At 70.8% G+C, this 16548-nt stretch carries 5 protein-coding genes; all 5 read left to right on the forward strand.

Translation table 11 applies throughout. The features are described 5' to 3' along the window. Positions 1-7: 7 nt before the first annotated feature. The 5 genes from AZL_RS18530 to AZL_RS18550 are packed head-to-tail and all read left to right on the forward strand — an operon-like array spanning position 8 to position 16446. Complete coding sequence (locus tag AZL_RS18530; RefSeq protein WP_012976019.1) at positions 8-4033, forward strand: condensation domain-containing protein; 4026 nt, start codon at positions 8-10, stop codon at positions 4031-4033. After that, positions 4033-5409 (forward strand): serine hydroxymethyltransferase, encoded by a 1377-nt coding sequence (gene glyA, locus AZL_RS18535; protein ID WP_012976020.1) that lies wholly within the window; start codon positions 4033-4035, stop codon positions 5407-5409. Before AZL_RS18530 ends, glyA begins: the two co-directional genes overlap by 1 nt. A 14-nt stretch (positions 5410-5423) precedes the next feature. Further along, positions 5424-9371 (forward strand): non-ribosomal peptide synthetase, encoded by a 3948-nt coding sequence (locus AZL_RS34460; RefSeq protein WP_148219481.1) that lies wholly within the window; start codon positions 5424-5426, stop codon positions 9369-9371. Then, positions 9368-10219 carry a homoserine O-acetyltransferase/O-succinyltransferase family protein gene (locus AZL_RS18545; protein ID WP_042444222.1) on the forward strand — a complete coding sequence of 284 codons (852 nt, stop codon included), beginning with the start codon at positions 9368-9370 and terminating at the stop codon, positions 10217-10219. The genes AZL_RS34460 and AZL_RS18545 overlap by 4 nt, the downstream gene beginning before the upstream one ends. Beyond that, positions 10216-16446, forward strand: coding sequence for an AMP-binding protein (locus AZL_RS18550; RefSeq protein WP_042444224.1), 6231 nt, complete (start codon positions 10216-10218; stop codon positions 16444-16446). The genes AZL_RS18545 and AZL_RS18550 overlap by 4 nt, the downstream gene beginning before the upstream one ends. The last annotated feature ends 102 nt before the right edge of the window (positions 16447-16548 follow it).

Raw genomic sequence — 16548 nt, forward strand, 5'->3', positions numbered from 1 at the left:
ACCGGCCATGCTCACGAAACCGAACCGGCCCGTCGCGATCATCGGCATCGCCGCCGCCCTCCCGGGGGGTGCCGGCGGCGATCCCGACCGCTTCGCCGACATGCTCGAACGCCGTGTGGACGCCGTCGCGCCGGTGCCGCCGGAACGCCTGCGCGACGGCGGACGGGACCCTGGGGCCGCCTTCGCCGAATGCGCGCTTCTCGATCGCATCGATGCCTTCGACCCGAAGTTCTTCGGCATGTCGATGCGCGAAGCCCGGCAGATGGATCCGCAGCAGCGCTTCCTGCTCATGCTCGCCTGTGAATCGATCTGGAACGCCGGCCGTTCGCTGGCGGACCTGCGCGGCAGCCGCACGGCGGTGGTGCTCGGCGAGGCGGCGGAGGACTATTCGCCGCTGCTCGCCGGCGAGGAGGTTCCGCTCGTATCGGGATATCTCGCCGCGGCCCAGGCGGGGCGGGTGGCCTATGCGCTCGACCTGCACGGGCCGGCCCTGTGCCTGAACACGGCCTGCTCCTCCTCGCTGGCCGCCATTCTCTCCGCCGTGCGCATGCTGCAACGGGACGAAGCCGACCTCGCGCTCACCGGGGGGATTCGCCTGTTCCCGCGTCCGCCATTCGCCGTCGTGCCGGGAAACGAGGGCATCCTCTCTCCGGGCGGGCGGGCGCGCAGCTTCGATGCGCAGGCCGACGGCACGGGGCTCGGCGAGGGGGGCGCGCTCTTCCTGCTGAAGCCGCTTGCCGCGGCGCAGGCCGACGGCGATCCGATCCATGCCGTGATCCTCGGCGGGGCGACCAATCAGGACGGCGGGCGCAGCAACGGCTTCGCGTCACCCAGCCAGACCGCGCAGGCCGATCTGCTGCGGGCGGCCTGGACGGATGCCGGCGTCAAGCCGGCGAGCATCGGCATGATCGAGGCGCACGGCACGGGCACCCGTCTCGGCGATCCGATCGAGTTCCAGGCGCTCGACGACGCCTTCGGCCGCGAGGACCGGCGCGGCGGCTTCTGCGTGCTCTCGTCGCTGAAGTCCAATATCGGCCATCTCGATTCGGCCGCCGGCGCCGCCGGCATGCTCAAGCTCGTTCTCGCCCTGCAACGCGGCCGTCGCTACGCCTCGGCCCATTTCACCGCGCCGAACCCCCATCTTCCGGTCGAAGGCTCGGCCCTGGTCCTTTCGCCCGAAACGCAAGCCTGGCCTTCTGCCGGCCCGCGCCGCGGCGGCGTCAGCGCCTTCGGCATCACCGGCACGAACGTCCATCTCGTGCTTGAAGAGGCGCCGGCGGAACCGCCGCCGCATGCGTCCTCCTCGCCCCTTCTCGTTCCGCTTTCCGCAACGTCCCGGGACGCGCTGCGCCGCCATGCCGCGACGCTCGCCGGCCATCTGGCCGCCGGCAAGGTCTCGCTTGCCGATCTCGCTTGCGTCCAGGCGGTCGGGCGCGATCACGAGACCTGGCGCGCGGCGATCGTGGCCGACGACGCCGACGACGCGGTCGCCGCGCTTCGCGGGATCGCGGACGGCGACGGCCTATCGGAGATCGGGAGCGAACGGGCGGTGACCTTCCTGCTGCCGCACGAAGGGGAGATCGATGCCGATCTCACCGCCGCATGGCTCGCGGCCTTTCCCGGCATCGGCCCGGCGATCGGAAACGACGGCCCCCATGCCGGGAAACTCGCCGTCATGCGGGCACTGACGGCGGCGGGACTGGTCGGACGCAGCCGGATCGGGCACGGATCGGGGAACGCCGTGCTCGACGCGCTCGATACCGGCACGGTCGCGGCAGCCGTCATGCAGCCGGCGCCGATCGATCCCGCCCGCCTGGGCGCCGCCCTCGACGGCCTGTCGGTCCAGGGGCCTTTCGTGGTCGCGACGCCGTGGGACGGGACACTGGCGGCGCAGGTGGCCGGAATGCTGGCCGGCAGGAACGGCGATCTCCTGCGTCTCGACGCCGGGGCCGAGCCGCGGCGGGCGCTCCTGGAATTCGCCGCCGCCCTCTACCGGGCGGGGGCCGCCATCCCCTTCGCGACGTTCGTCGTCTTCGTCGGCGGCTATGGGCGCCGGGTGCCGATACCGGCCGACCTGTTCGATCCGGTCCGCTGCTGGGTCGAAACCTTGCCGAAGCCTGCGGTCGCCACGACGACCGCCACCGCAGCCGCGGCGGCCATACCGGCGGAAGCCGATGGCGACGTGGAAAGCGTGCTCGCCGCGATCTGGCGCAGCCTGCTCGAAGCGGACGCGATCGGTCCCGAAGATGATTTCTTCGATCTCGGCGGTGACAGCCTGATGCAGGTCCAGCTTCAGAACGCGGTGCGCGACCGGCTCGGCTACGAACTCGATTTCAGCGACGTGTACGATCATCCGACGCTCGCCGCGCTCGCCGCCTTCATCGTGGCAGAGCGAGGCCGCACCGCCGGAGCCACACTCTGCCTGAAGGAAGCCGACGGCACCGAGACCGAGCGCGGACTGGCGGAGATCTGGAGCCGGCTGCTTGGCACCGACGCGGTTTCACGCCTGGACGATTTCTTCGATCTCGGCGGCGACAGCCTGATGCATGTCCAGCTGGAAAACGCGGTTCGGGAACGGTTCGGCGTCGGTCTTTCGATGGAGGACGTCTACGACGATCCGACCCTCACCGCCGTCGCCGCGCGGATCGCAGCGGCGGCCATTGCGGCGGCCCGGCCCGCGGCGCCGGCCGGCGGCAGCGAGGGGCCGGAAGCGCTGCCCGGTCGCGACCGCGCGCCAGCGACCAATTCCCAGCGGCGGATGTGGCTTCTCCAGGAAATGGCCCCCGCATCGGGCGCCTACAACGTCACCGCAACCTTCTCGCTGTCTGCCCGCGTCGATCCCGTCCGGCTGGCGAATGCGATGGAGCGCCTCGTCCGGCGCCACGCCATCCTGCGCAGCCGCTTCGCGCTCGAAGACGGCCGGCTCATGCTTTACGCCATGCCGGGCGTCGACATGGCGGCGCGTCTGGAAACGCATGGCATGGTTCCCGCCGGGCATGACGCCTCCATCCTCGCGGCGCATGCCGCCCGCCCCTTCGACCTCGCGGCGGCCGGTGCGTGGCGGGCGCTCCTGATCGAGGATGCGGGTGACGGAACGGGCCGTTTCCAGTTCGTCCTCCACCATGCGATCTGCGACGAGTGGTCGCTGGAGCTGCTGCTGCGCGAGATCGCCGCCGATTATGCCGGCGAACCGGTGGCGGCACCCCCGATGCAGTTCCTCGACTGGGCGGCCTTCGAAGCGGAGACGGGCGGAGACGGGCGGCTTGCTCGGGATCGCGCCTTCTGGACCGCAACCCTGGCCGGCGCCCCGCTCGAACTGCCTCTTCCGACCGATTTTCCCGGAACCGGCCGCCTCGACCATGACGGCGCCTGGCTGCGGCTCGCCGTCCCGGCGGAAAAGGTGACGGCGATGCGGGCCGCGGCGCGGCGGGAAGGCGGCACGCTCTTCGCATGGCTGATGACCGGTTACGCGGCCTTCGTCTCCCGCGTGTCGCAGGCGTCCGACATCGTGATCGGCGTCCCGGTCGCCGGACGCCATCATGCCGCCGCCGAGCGCATTCCCGGCTGCTTCATCAACACGCTGCCACTCCGTCTCGACACCTCGGGCACAAGCTTCCGCACGCTGTTCGCACGGGTGCGCGCGGGCCTGTCGGACGCGATGGCCCACGCCCGCTACCCCTTCGACAGGATGGTCGAGGAGCTGGGCGCGAGCGGCGAGGCCGGCCGGCCGCCCCTGGTCCAGACGCTGCTGTCGCTGCAAGGCGGCGGCCCGGCCGGCCGGATACCCTTCCGCCTCGGCGAGGCGGCCGCGACACCGATCCTGCAACAGACGCCGGTATCCTGGCTCGACCTTTCCGCCGTGCTGTGGGAGTGCGCGGACGGCGGCCTCGAAGGCATCCTCGCCTTCCGCACCGCCCTCTTCGAGGAGGCCACCGTCCGCAGCTTCCAGCGCGACTGGACGGAGCTGCTGGATGCCGGCCTTACCCACCCCGACGAACCGATCGAAACGCTGCTTCAAGAGGAGGCATGGTGATGCTTGCGATCCACAGAAACGAGGACGTTGCGCTCGACAGCAGTCTCAGGCGCTACCTCGAACAGGGTATCGACAGCCTCTGCAACGACGATCCCGCGATAGCCGACCTGCTTGAAGCGGAACATCAGCGCCAGATGAGAACCCTTTCGCTCGTCGCATCCTGCGGCGGCACGCATCCTTCCGTCCTGGCGACGACCGGCGCCAGCATCGTCAACGTGACGGCGGAAGGCTATCCGGGACGCCGCTATCATGCCGGCTGCACCTTCGTGGACAAGGCCGAACGTCTTGCGATCCAGCGGGCCTGCACGGCCTTCCGGGCACGCTTCGCGAACGTCCAGCCGCATTGCGCGAGTTTCGCGAACCATACGGTGATGGCCTGCTTCCTGAAGCCGGGCGATCCGATCCTCGGCCTGGCGCTCGACCAGGGCGGACATCTGACGCACGGCACCTCCGTCAACCTCAGCGGACGCCTCTACGACGCGCGCCATTACGGCATCGACGCCCAGGGGCGTGTCGATTACGCGCAGATGCGCGACATCGCCCATGCGCACAGGCCGAGGATGATCGTCTGCGGCACGACGTCCTGCACGCGGACCATCGATTTCGACCGCATCCGCGAGATCGCCGACGAAGTGGGCGCCCTGGTTCTCGCCGACGTCACCCACATCGCCGGGCTGATCGTGGCGGGGCTGCATCCGAGTTCGATCGACGCGGCGCATTTCACCACGACCTGTACCTTCAAGCAGCTCTACGGGCCGCGCGGCGGTCTCATCCTGATGGGGCGCGACGCCGACAGGCCGAGCGACGACGGCAAGCGGACCCTCTCCCAGCGCATCCAGAGCGCCGTCTTCCCGATGATGCAGGGTTCGCCCGAGGTGCACACGATCGCCGCCAAGGCGGTCGCGCTGGGCCGGACGCAGGGGCCGGCCTTCGCGGAACGGGCGGAGCGCATCCTGGCGAACGCCCGCACGCTGGCCACCGACCTCGTCGCCCGCGGCTACGAGGTGATCGGCGGCGGCACCGACAACCACATCGTCCTTTTCCGCGTGCCGGAGGGCATCACCGGCGAAATCGCGGAACGCGCGCTCGAATCCTGCGGGATCCTGGTCAACAAGAACAAGATTCCGGCCGACGCCCGCAGCGCCCGGACCGCGAGCGGGATCCGTCTCGGCACCAACACGGTGTCGTTGCGCGGCATGGGTCCCGCCGAGATGCACGATTGCGCCGAGCTGATCGACGAGGTGGTCCGTGCCACGACGATCGGTGCGGACGGCGCCTTCTCGCTCGACGGGACGACGCGCGCCTCGGTCGAACGGCGCGTGCAGGCGCTCTGCGCCGCCCACCCCCTCCCCTACGCCGCGATGGCCAACGCCTGAGGAAGGTGAGCAGCATGGCTCGGAACATCGAAGCGGCCTATCCGCTGACGCCTCTCCAGGAGGGGCTGCTTTTCCATACGCTCAGCCATCCGGGCGAACCGACCTACTTCGAACAGATCCGGGCGACGATCCGCGGCGCGCTCGACCTGCACGCCTTCGAGGCGGCCTGGAATCAGGTGATCGCGCGGCACGCCATCCTCCGCTCCGCCTTTGCCTGGAAAGGCACGCAGGTGCCGGTCCAGGTGGTCGGAGCCCGGGTGACGATCGGGATCGACCACGACGATTGGCGGGACCGCGAGGATGTCGGCCCGGCCTGGGACGCCCTGCTTGCCGAGGATCGCGCCCGCGGATTCGACATGGCCCGCGCGCCCCTGATGCGGCTCGTCCTGCGCCGGGTGGCCGAGGATGCACACCTGTTCGTATGGAGCCATCACCACATCCTGCTCGACGGGTGGAGCTTCGGCCTCGTCCTGCACGAGGTGCTTTCGCTCTATGACGGACTGGCCCGGACGGGCCGGCCGCCGGCACTCGACCCCGCCCCCCGGTTCGCCGACTTCCTGGGCTTCCTGGACCGCCGCGACCGTGCCGCCGACGATCGCTTCTGGCGCGAACACCTCGCGGGCTTCACCGTCCCGACACGGCTTGCCGTCGACAAGGGACAGGGCGTGCACGAGGGCGGATCGGGAACCGAGCGCATCCGCGATCTCCTCCTCGACGAGGAGACGAGCACGGCGATCCGGGAAGCCTGCGGACGGATGGGACTGTCGCTCAGCGCCCTCGTCCACGGTGCCTGGGCACGGCTGCTCTCCGCCTATTCCGGCGAGAACGAGGTCGCCTTCGGCACGACGACCGCCGGCCGGCCGCCCGAACTGCCGGGGGTCGAAAACATGGTCGGGCTGTTCATCAACGCCATCCCGCTGCGCGTGCGCATCGATCCGCAGGCGCGCGTCGGATCCTGGCTCGCCGGCATCCAGAAGGACCTTCTGCGCTGCCAGGAGCATCAGTATTGCGGGCTTGCGCACATCCAGGACCTGTCCGAGGTCGAACGCGGGAAGCCGCTGTTCGAAACGCTGCTCAGCTTCCAGAACTACCCGCTCGACGCGGCGCACGCCCAAAGCTGGGGCGGCATCCGCCTGACGGATTACGGCTGGACCGGACCGACGAACTACCCGGTCGCGGTGCGCGCCTTCCCCGGCGACCGGATCATGCTGGTCCTCACCCACTATCGCCACCGGCTCGACGACGCCGTCGCGGACGCGATGCTCGAACAGCTCGGCGCTCTCGTCGCCCGGCTGGCCGGCAGCCCCGACCGGCGGCTCGGCGACGTCGGCGTCCTTTCCGAAGCGCAGCGCTGGACGATGCTGAACGGCTGGAACGACACCGCGCGGCCCCACGACATCGAACGCACCCTGCACGGGCTGGCCGAGGAGCAGGCGCGCAGACGGCCGGACGCCACGGCGCTGGTCGCCGGGGACGGCCGCATGACCTATGCCGAACTCGAAGCCGCCGCCAACCGGCTCGCGCACGCGCTCGTCGCGCGCGGCGTCGCCGCCGGCGATCTGGTCGGCCTGTGCACGGAGAAATCCACCGCCACCGTCGTGGCGATGCTGGCGGTGATGAAGGCCGGGGCGGCCTACGTGCCGCTCGACCCGAATTATCCGGGCGAGCGCATCCGTATGATGATCGAGGATGCGCGGCTCGCCCTGGTTCTCACCTGGGGCAAGGGCAGCGGGGCCGTTTCGGGCGTCGACGCGCGGATCCTCGACCTCGCCGCCTCCGGTGCCGAGATCGACGCCTGCCCCGCGACCCCGGTCGGCCGGACGGTCGCGCCCGACGCCCTCGCCTACGTGATCTACACCTCCGGCTCCTCCGGCAAGCCGAAGGGGGTGATGCTCGACCATCGCGGGCGCGTCAACAATGTCGAGGACTATTGCCGGATGTTCGACATCGGGCCGGACGACCGCACGCTCTGCGTCTCGTCCTTGAGCTTCGACATCTCGGTCTGCGACCTGTTCTGGACGCTGCACTCCGGCGGTAGCCTCGTCTTTCCCGATCCCGGACGCGAGAAGGATCCGGGGCACTGGCTCGATCTGATCGCGCGCGAGGGGATCACGCTCTGGCATTCGGCGCCGACCCTGATGGACGCGATGCTCGACCTCGCCGAGGAGGATCCGCGGCCGCGGGATTCGCTGCGTCTCGCCGTTCTCGACGGCGACTGGATTCCCCTGACCCAGCCCGACCGGGTGCGCCGCGCCTTTCCCGGGGCGACGGTCGTCTCGGCCGGCGGCGCCACCGAACTGTCGATCGATTCCGTCACCTATCCCATCGGCGAGGTGCGGAAGGACTGGCTGAGCATTCCCTATGGCCGGCCGATGGGCAACCAGTGCGCCTACATCGTCGATGAAAACCTGCAACCGGCGCCCGTCGGCGTTCCGGGGGAACTGCTGCTCGGCGGCGTCGGCATGGCGATGGGCTATCTCGGCAGGCCGGCGCTGACGGCGGAGAAGTTCATTCCCAATCCCTGGGTCCGCGCGGGGCACGGCGGCGAACGGCTTTACCGGACCGGGGACCTCGCCCGCTACTGGCCGGACGGCACGATCGAACTGCTGGGGCGCATCGACTTCCAGGTGAAGGTCAGGGGGGTGCGCATCGAACTCGGCGAAATCGAAGCGACCCTGCGCGGGCATCCGGCGGTCGCCGGCTGCATCGTCTCGGCGCCGAAGGATCTCGCCGGGGTCCGGCGGCTCGCCGCCTATCTCGTCGCCGCCGAAGGTGCCGCCAAGCCCGACCTGCCGCGCTTGCGGGGATGGTTGCGGCAGCGCGTGCCGGAGCATCTGGTTCCCGAAGCCGTCGTCTGGCTCGACAGGCTGCCGGTGAGCGCGAACGGCAAGGTCAGCCGGCGCGACCTGCCGACGCCCGACTTCGCGCTCGGGACGGACGGCTTCGTCGCGCCCGCGACGGAGCTTGAACGGCGGCTCGCGGCGCATTGGGGCAAGGTGCTGGGCCTGCCGCCGGAGCGCGTCGGCGCGCAGACGAGCTTCTTCGACATGGGCGGCAATTCGCTGAAGGCGCTGCGCGCCTGCCAGTTCCCGGACCGTCCGATCCCGATCGCCGCCCTCTACCAGTACCGCACGGTGCGCGCGCTCGCCGAGCACATCGAAGGGGGCCGTACCGACGGCGGGATTCTCGCCGAACTCGCGGCCGGCCCCGGCGAGGCCGACGCCCCGGTCGCGATCTGCGTGCCCTATGGCGGCGGCCATGCCGGCGTCTACCAGGGTCTGGCGGAGGCGCTCGACGCACGGATGCAGGTCGTTTCGGTCCGCCTGCCCGGCCACGACCACGACGCCTCCTCCGAACCGTTGCAGAGCGTCCGCGAGATCGGCGCGCGCGTCGCCGAGGCGGCGGCCGAGTTCGGCGACCGGCCGATCCTGGTCTATGGGCATTGCGGCGGCGTGGCCCTGGCCACCGAGATCGCGCGCCGTCTGGAGAATGCCGGGGCCGACCTGCGCGGCCTCGTCGTCGCCGCGGCCTATCCGCACCACGCGCTCCAACAGCCGGCAGGCGAACTTTTCGCAGGCATTTCTGACCGCGACCTCGCCGGCGAGTTCGCCGCGCTCGGCGGCTTCGAGGACATCGGTCCGGACGAAGCCAGGGAGATCGGACGGCTGCTGCGCCATGACGGCAACGAGGCGCGCCGCTATTTCCACAACTGTGTCGCGGACGCCCTGCCCCGCCTCTCGACGCCGCTGACCTGCCTCATCGGCAGGGACGATCCGCTGACCCGCTCCTATGAAAGCGACTGGATCGCATGGCGGACATTCGCGGAACGCTGCGCGATCAGGCTCATGCCGGGCGACCATTATTTCGTCCGCACCCATCCGCAGCAGGTCGCGAACGAACTGTGCGCCGTGCTCGCGTCCACAGGCGACAAGCATGCCACGTCCGAAAAGGTGACCGCATGACCATCGCGTCTCCCAACCCGCCCGCCCGGCTCGCCATCATCAACCTGATGCCGCAGGCCGAAGTGTATTTCGGCTACATGGAACAGGTGCTGCCGCCGGGCACCGAGATCGACTGGATCCGGGTGCGCAACCATCCCTATCGCTCCAGCGATCCGGAAATCCTCGCCCGCACCCACCGCTTCTACGACGAGACGGACATCGACGCCTGCGACGCGCTCCTGCTGACCGGTGCCGCGATGGACATCAATCCGGTTTTCGAGGAAGCCTCCTATTGGGAGGAGATCGTGGAAACGCTGCGCGACGCCAGCGCCAGGGTCGGTTCGATCGCGGGCGTCTGCTGGGGAGCGCAGGTCGTCGGCCGGGTCTTCTACGACATCGAGAAGCAGCATTTCCCGGAAAAGGTCTCGGGCGTCTACGAAATGACGAACCTGCGCCCCGACCATCCCCTGATGCGCGGGCTCGACGACCGTTACTTCCTGCCGCAGAGCCGCTATGCCCAGCTGGAGCCGAAGGCCTTCGCCAGGGCCGTGGAGGCGGGCCGGCTGGTGCCGCTCGACTGGTGCGCGGCAAGCGGCCATACGACCGTCGTTTCCGCGGATGGACGGCATGTCATGCTGCAAGGGCATCAGGACTATCCGACCGAACGGCTTGCCGAGGAATATCGTTCGGCGCTGTCCAAGGGCAAGGATGCGACGTCCCCCGTCGGCTACGACGTCGAGAATCCGGTGAACCGGTGGCGGGCCAACAGCCGGGCCTTCATCTCGTCCTGGCTGCTCTCCGCGACCCGGATCAAGCGTGGCATGCGGAAGGCGGCGCAGACGCGCCTGGACACCGGAGCATCCGCATGACGATCGCCCCCACCTTCGCGGCCGCGGACGGCCCGGTCGAAACCGCAAAGGCGCTCCTTTCCCGCCTGAAGGTCTCGGAGAGCCGCGTGAACGGCATCGCGGCGGCGGAACTCGCCGCGCGCGTCGCGGAGCGGGCCCGTGCGCTGGCCGCGCGCGGTCCCGAACCCTTCGAACTGGTCGGCCTCGACGCCGACCCGCTGGAGGCGCTCGCCGGCATGCTGGCCGTCTGGTCCTGCGGCGCGACCCCCGCCGCAGGATGCACCGCCACGGGAATCCCCCTGCGGATCGAGGCGGGGCTGGTCGTCGTCGAGGAGCTGGTGGGGGCCGTCGCGCATCCGCTTGAAACGCTTGGACGCCTGCCGCTGCCGGAGGGGCGGCCCGGCGAGCTGGCGATCCTCTGCGATCATCGCGCCGACGTCTGGCTGCCGCTCGCGCTCGGTGCGGCTGCGGCCGGCGTCGCGCGGATCACGCTGGTCCGCGAAGGCGAGCGGCCGGCAGTGTCCGGGCCGGTGGCGGGCGGCGGATCCGGCGCGCTCCTGGCGGCGCCGGACGCCGTCCTCGCGGGCCTCGACATCACGGGCTTCGGCTCCGTCCTCACCTGGGGCGGCGGACCCGGCGGAAGCGACGCGACGCTCTCCGTCCCGCATGCGCATGCCTTCGGCGACCATTACGTCCTGGCCCATGCCACGGACGGGTCGCCACGCCTGCGGGTTCTCGACCGTCACCGCATCCTCGGCGCGTCCGGGCAACCGCTTCCCGAGAACGCCTGGGGCACGCTCGCCCTGTCGGGCCGGTTGCCCGTCGTCGTGGACACGCTCGACGCGCTCGTCACCCCGGAGGACCGCAAGACCGGCACCGGCCTGCGCGCAAGACGGCGCCCGGGCGGCCTCGTCGAGGTCGACCATGCGGCCCGCAGGCCTTTCCTCCATCGCGGACGCCTGCTGGCACCGCGGCTGGTCGCGGCCGCGCTGGCGGAGGCGGGCGGAGCCGGATGCATCGCACTGTGCCGTGACGGCGGCACCGCGCGGGAACGCCTCGTCCTGTATGGGCCGGCCGGCGCCCTCGACCGCGCGCTCGACCGCGCCCTGCCTGCGATCCGGCTGCCGGCCTGGGCCGGGCCGCTAGCGGGCGCCCCCATGCCCGCCCTGCCCCGCCTGGCCGACGGGACCGTCGACATCGCAACGCTGTCCGCGGACGCGCCCCCGGACGATTGGCTTCTCGCGCGCGCCGCCGCGGAGTTGGGCGGGGAGGAGCAGGTTCGCCTCTCGGTCGGCTTCGAGGCCGACATGCCGGCCGACCTGCCGCTGCCCGCGACCTTCTCGGCGCCGGGACCGACCTATCCGGGGGATCGCCTCGCGCAGATCGAGGGGCCGCCGCTCGATCCCTCCTCCGACACGCTGATCGACCGCCTGATCGCGGCCGGCGACACGGACCGCGGACTGATCCTGGTGGATCGCACCGGCGCCGAGACGCGGCTGTCCTACCGCGCGCTTCTCGACCACGCCGCCCGCGTCGCCGCGTCGCTGACCGCCTTTGGCCTTCGGCCGGGCGACGAACTGGTCGTCCATTGCGAACAGCCCGCCGACCTGTTCACCGGCGTCTGGGCGGCGATCCTCGCCGGCGTCCTTCCGCTGCCGCTCACTCCGCCCGCCTCCTACGAGGCGCCCTCCAATCCGCTGTGGCACCTGATGGGCGAGGAGACGATGCTCGCCCGCCGCACGGTTCTTGCCGGCGGGGCGGAAATCGGCCGGGTGCGGGAGGCTCTGCGCGCCCGCGGCCTTTCGGCGGAGCTTCTGAGCATCGACGACGCGCAGGAGCACGCCCCGCTGACGCCGGACCGGTTCAGGCCCATGCCCGAAGCGCTGATGCTGCTGACGTCCGGGTCGACCGGGAAGCCGAAGGGCGTCGTGCTGACCCACGCCAACCTCGTCTCGCTTTCCCGCGCGGTGGGCGACGCCTTCGGCTTCGGACCGGTCGAAACCTCGCTCAACTGGCTCGCGATCGACCATATCGGCGGCCTGGTCCAGCATCATATGCGCGATCTCTGCCGCGCCAACACGCAGATCCACGTTGCCACGGACCTTATCCTCGCCGAGCCGCTGCGGATGCTCGACCTCATCGACCGCCACCGCGTGTCCCTGCTCTGGATGGCGAATTTCGGTTTCAACATGCTGGTCGAACGCGCCGCGGAGATCGCCGCGGGCGCCTGGGACCTCAGCTGCGTCAAGCTGTGGGAGAATGGCGGCGAGGCGGTCGGCTTCGAGGGCAACCAGCGTTTCCTCGCGCTGCTCATGCCGCACGGCCTGCCCGGCGACGTCATCAAGCCGGTCTTCGGCATGACCGAGACGAGTTCCGCCTGCATCGGCGCGCACGACCTCGTCGCCGGCCGGACGACCGGCGTCCACTGGCTTGGCGATACCGCCCTCGACCAGCCCGTCCGGCGCGGCCTGCCGGGGGAAAGCAGCAGCTTCGTCGAGGTCGGCGTCCCCTTCGGCGGCATGCGCTGCCGCGTCGTCGACGCCGAAGGCCGGATCTGCCGCGAAGGCGTGATCGGGCGCATCGAGGTGAGCGGTCCCCAGGTCATGGCCGGTTACCGGCGCAACCCGCGCGCCAACGAGGAAGCCTTCACCGACGACGGCTGGCTGCGGATGGGCGATTGCGGCTTCGTCGTCGACGGACGGCTCGTCGTCACCGGCCGCGAGAAGGAAATCGTGATCATCAACGGGATGAATCACGCTTCCCGCGCCCTGGAGGCCACCATAGAGGCCATTCCCGGCATCCGCCGCGGCGCCTGCGCCGCCATCGGCGTGCGCCAGACGGAGGCGGCGGGCGACGACCTCGTCGTGTTCTATGCGCTCGACGATGCCGCCGGGGCCAACCTGGATGCGGTTTCCCCGGATGCCATCGCCGCGGCGCTGGTCGCCGAGCACGGCCTGCCGCCGGCGGTCTGCGTGCGGCTCGACCCGGCCGACTTTCCGCGCACCGCAATCGGCAAGATCCGCCGCAACATCCTCGCCGAACGCTTCCTTGCCGGCGACCATGCCGAACGGATCACGTTGCGCAATGCCCGCCTGATCGGCGAACGCCAGCATGTGCCGTCCTGGACCTATGTCCCGGAATGGGTTCCGGCGCCGCTGCCGCGGCTGCCCGGCACAGTCGGCGGCGGCGGAGAAGGAGGGGGCATTCTCTGGCTCGATGCGCCGCGGGATGCCGTGCAAGGGCTGCGGGCGTGGTCCGGCGGGGCGTTCGGCGGCTTCGACCCGTCCGGCACCGCCAGCTACGATCCGGCCGATCCGGAGGACATCGCCCGGGTCGTCGCCGCCGCCGCCCGGTATGGGCGTCTGGAACGGGTGATCTGCGGGCGCTTCGCCGGGACGCCGGCCGACACGGCGGCGGACGCCGCGCTCGCCACGCTCGCGGAGGCCCGGTCGCGCTGGAAGGCGATCTGCCGCGCGGCCGAAGCGCTGGAGCCGGCACCCGTCGTGCTGTTCGCCACCTCGGGCGCATTCTGCGCCGACGGTTCGGAGACGAGGATCGGGCAGGCGGTCCTGACCGGTCTTTCCGCCACGCTCGGCCAGGAACATCCCCGGCTGCGGGTGTCGCTGGTCGACGGCGCGACAACATTGGCGGCGGCATTGGCGGTGGAAGACGGCGAGACCATCCGGGTCGCCTACCGCGAGGGGGTGCGCCTTGTCCCCCGGCTGCGGCCCGTCGAGACGGCGGCCATTCCTGAACAGCCTTCTCCGCTCCTGCGCAAGGGCGGACGCTATCTCGTGATCGGCGGTCTCGGCGGATCGGGCGCGCATCTGTGCCGGCACCTGCTGACCGCCTTTTCGGCCAATGTGCTGACCGTCGGCCGTTCCGAGATAAATCATGCGGGCGGTCGCGCCCAGGCGTTCGCCCATCTGCGCGCCCACGCCGAAAGCACGGGCGGCCGGATCGCCTATGCCCGGGCCGACGCCACCGATCCGGCCGCCCTCGCGCGGGTCGTCTCGACGGCCGAGACCGCGGACGGCGCGTTCGACGCGGTCTTCGATCTGGCCGGCGAAGGGTCGGTGTCCGAACGCCTGTCAGGAACCGATATTTCCGGAACCGGCATTTCCGGAACCGATGGCACCGACCTCGCCTTCGCCCGCGCCACGGCGCGCATCCGGGTGCTGCATGCGATCAGGACCGCCTGCCCCTCCCGTCCCGTGATCGTCTTCGGTTCGGTCAACGGTTTCTTCGGCGGTGCCGGCTTCGCCGACTATTCGGCCGCCTGCAGCTATCAGGCGGCGTTCGCGGCGTCGGCGGCGGCCCGCGGCGACGGCCCCGCGGTCTGCGTGGATTGGAGCATGTGGAAGGCGACCGGGATGGCGGCCGACGCCTCCGCCGACCTCCGCGCTCTGGCGCGGCGGCGGGGATTCGACACCCTCGCCCCGCGGCAGGCACTGGGATCGCTGCACGTCGCCCTCGCCGAAGCCGCGCCGCATCTGCTGGTCGGGCTTTACGCGGGCGGGACCATGGTGATGCCGCACCTGCCGCCGCGGCGCATCCGCACCCGGATCGAGGCGACGGGGACGACCGACGCGGCGGCGGTCGCGCGCGCCGTCGGCGTTCCCGAGGACGCCGTGCGCTGCCGGTCGCGGGGCGCGGCGGCCGAAGCGCACGTCCCGCCGGAGCAGGCCGACGCCCTGCTCGCGATTTTCCGCGACGTGCTGGTCCGCCCCGAACTGGGCGCGGACGACAACTTCTTCGGCAACGGCGGGGATTCGATCCGCGCGATCCAGGTGGTCGCCCGCGCGGCGGCCATCGGGATTTCGTTCAAGCCGCTCGACCTGTTCGAACACAAGACGGTGCGCACGCTCCTGTCGCATCTCGCCCGCGATCGCCGGCTGGCGCGACCCGCCGGACAGGAAGCGGCCTACAAGGGCGGTCCGGTGCCGCTGCCGCCGATCTTCGCCTGGTGGCTCGCGGGCACGCGAAGCGCTTCGGACCGCAACCACTTCGGCATGAGCATGCGCTTCGCGCTTCAGGACGGGGTGGACGCCGACACCGCGCGCAGGGCGTTGCTGGCGCTCATCGACCGGCACGACGCGCTGCGGCTGCGGCTTGCCTACGTGGATGGCGGCTGGCGGCTGGCGCCGACCGACAGGCCGGAAACCAGTCTGGCATTCGCGATGGCGCCGGCAGGGGAAGACGTCGGGGAGACGGAACGGCGCCTGCATGGCCTGCTCGACATCGGGAACGGGCCGGTGATCGCCGCCTGCCTTCATGCGACCCGGCCACAGACCGAACTGGTTCTGGTCGTGCATCACGGCTGCGTCGACGGCGTTTCCTGGCGCGTGATCGAAGAGGAACTCACCGCCCTGATGACGCCCGACGCCGCTCCCGCTCCGGTGGCGGGCGCCGGTTACATGGAATGGGCGGCGCAGCTGGCCCGCCACGCGGCGGACGCCGATGGGAGCGCGCTGGCGCAGGCTTGGGCGGACCGGATCGGCGGACCGGCGGGACGCCTGCCGGGACCGGTCGATCCGCGCGATCTCCCGGATGCGGGCACCTGCATCCGCAGCATGCGCGTGTCGGTCGGGTCGCCGCTCGGCGATGCGAGCCTGCATGAGGTCCTGCTCACCGCGGTCGCCTGGAGCCTGGGGGCATGGATGGGCGACAAACGCATCGTCCTCGATGCCGAAGGCCATGGACGCCTTGACGGCACGGTATCGGCCGATGTGTCCCGGACGGTCGGCTGGTTCACCTCGATCACCCCGATGCGGCTCGACTTCGATACCTGCAAAAGCCCGGCGGATGCGCTGCGCGTCACCCGCTCCGCGCTGGAGGCTGCGCGGGGGCGGGATCTCGAATGGGGGTTCCTGCGGCATCTCGGGCTGTGCCCCAGGGAACACCCGCTGGCGGCCTTGCCCGAGCAGCAGGTGAGCTTCAACTATCTCGGCTCCTTCGACACCTCCAAGACCGTCGATGCGGTCGTGCGCGCGGTGCCGGATTCACTCGGCGCCACCCAGGCGCCCGGGGCGCCGCGGCGCTATCTCATCGACATCGCCGCACAGGCAATCAGAGCGGAACTGGAGCTTTCCGTCAAATTCACGCCGGAGGTCCATTCCGAGGAGGAGATCGCCGACTGGCTCGAATCCTGCCGCGACGTGCTGCGCGGCCTTCTGCGGGGCGGTGCCCGCCTCGGACTTGCCGAAGAGGACTTCCTTGCCGCTCTCGATGAGGTAACCTTTGATTGAAGTCTGCCCCCCCCCGGTCAGACGGACCGAACAACAGGTTGAACAAAAGGCTCAACAAGAAGGACCGGGTCCATGCCGATGGTGGAACGACCGGACGGGAGA

The sequence above is a fragment of the Azospirillum sp. B510 genome, assembly GCF_000010725.1.
GTDB classification, from domain to species: domain Bacteria; phylum Pseudomonadota; class Alphaproteobacteria; order Azospirillales; family Azospirillaceae; genus Azospirillum; species Azospirillum lipoferum_B.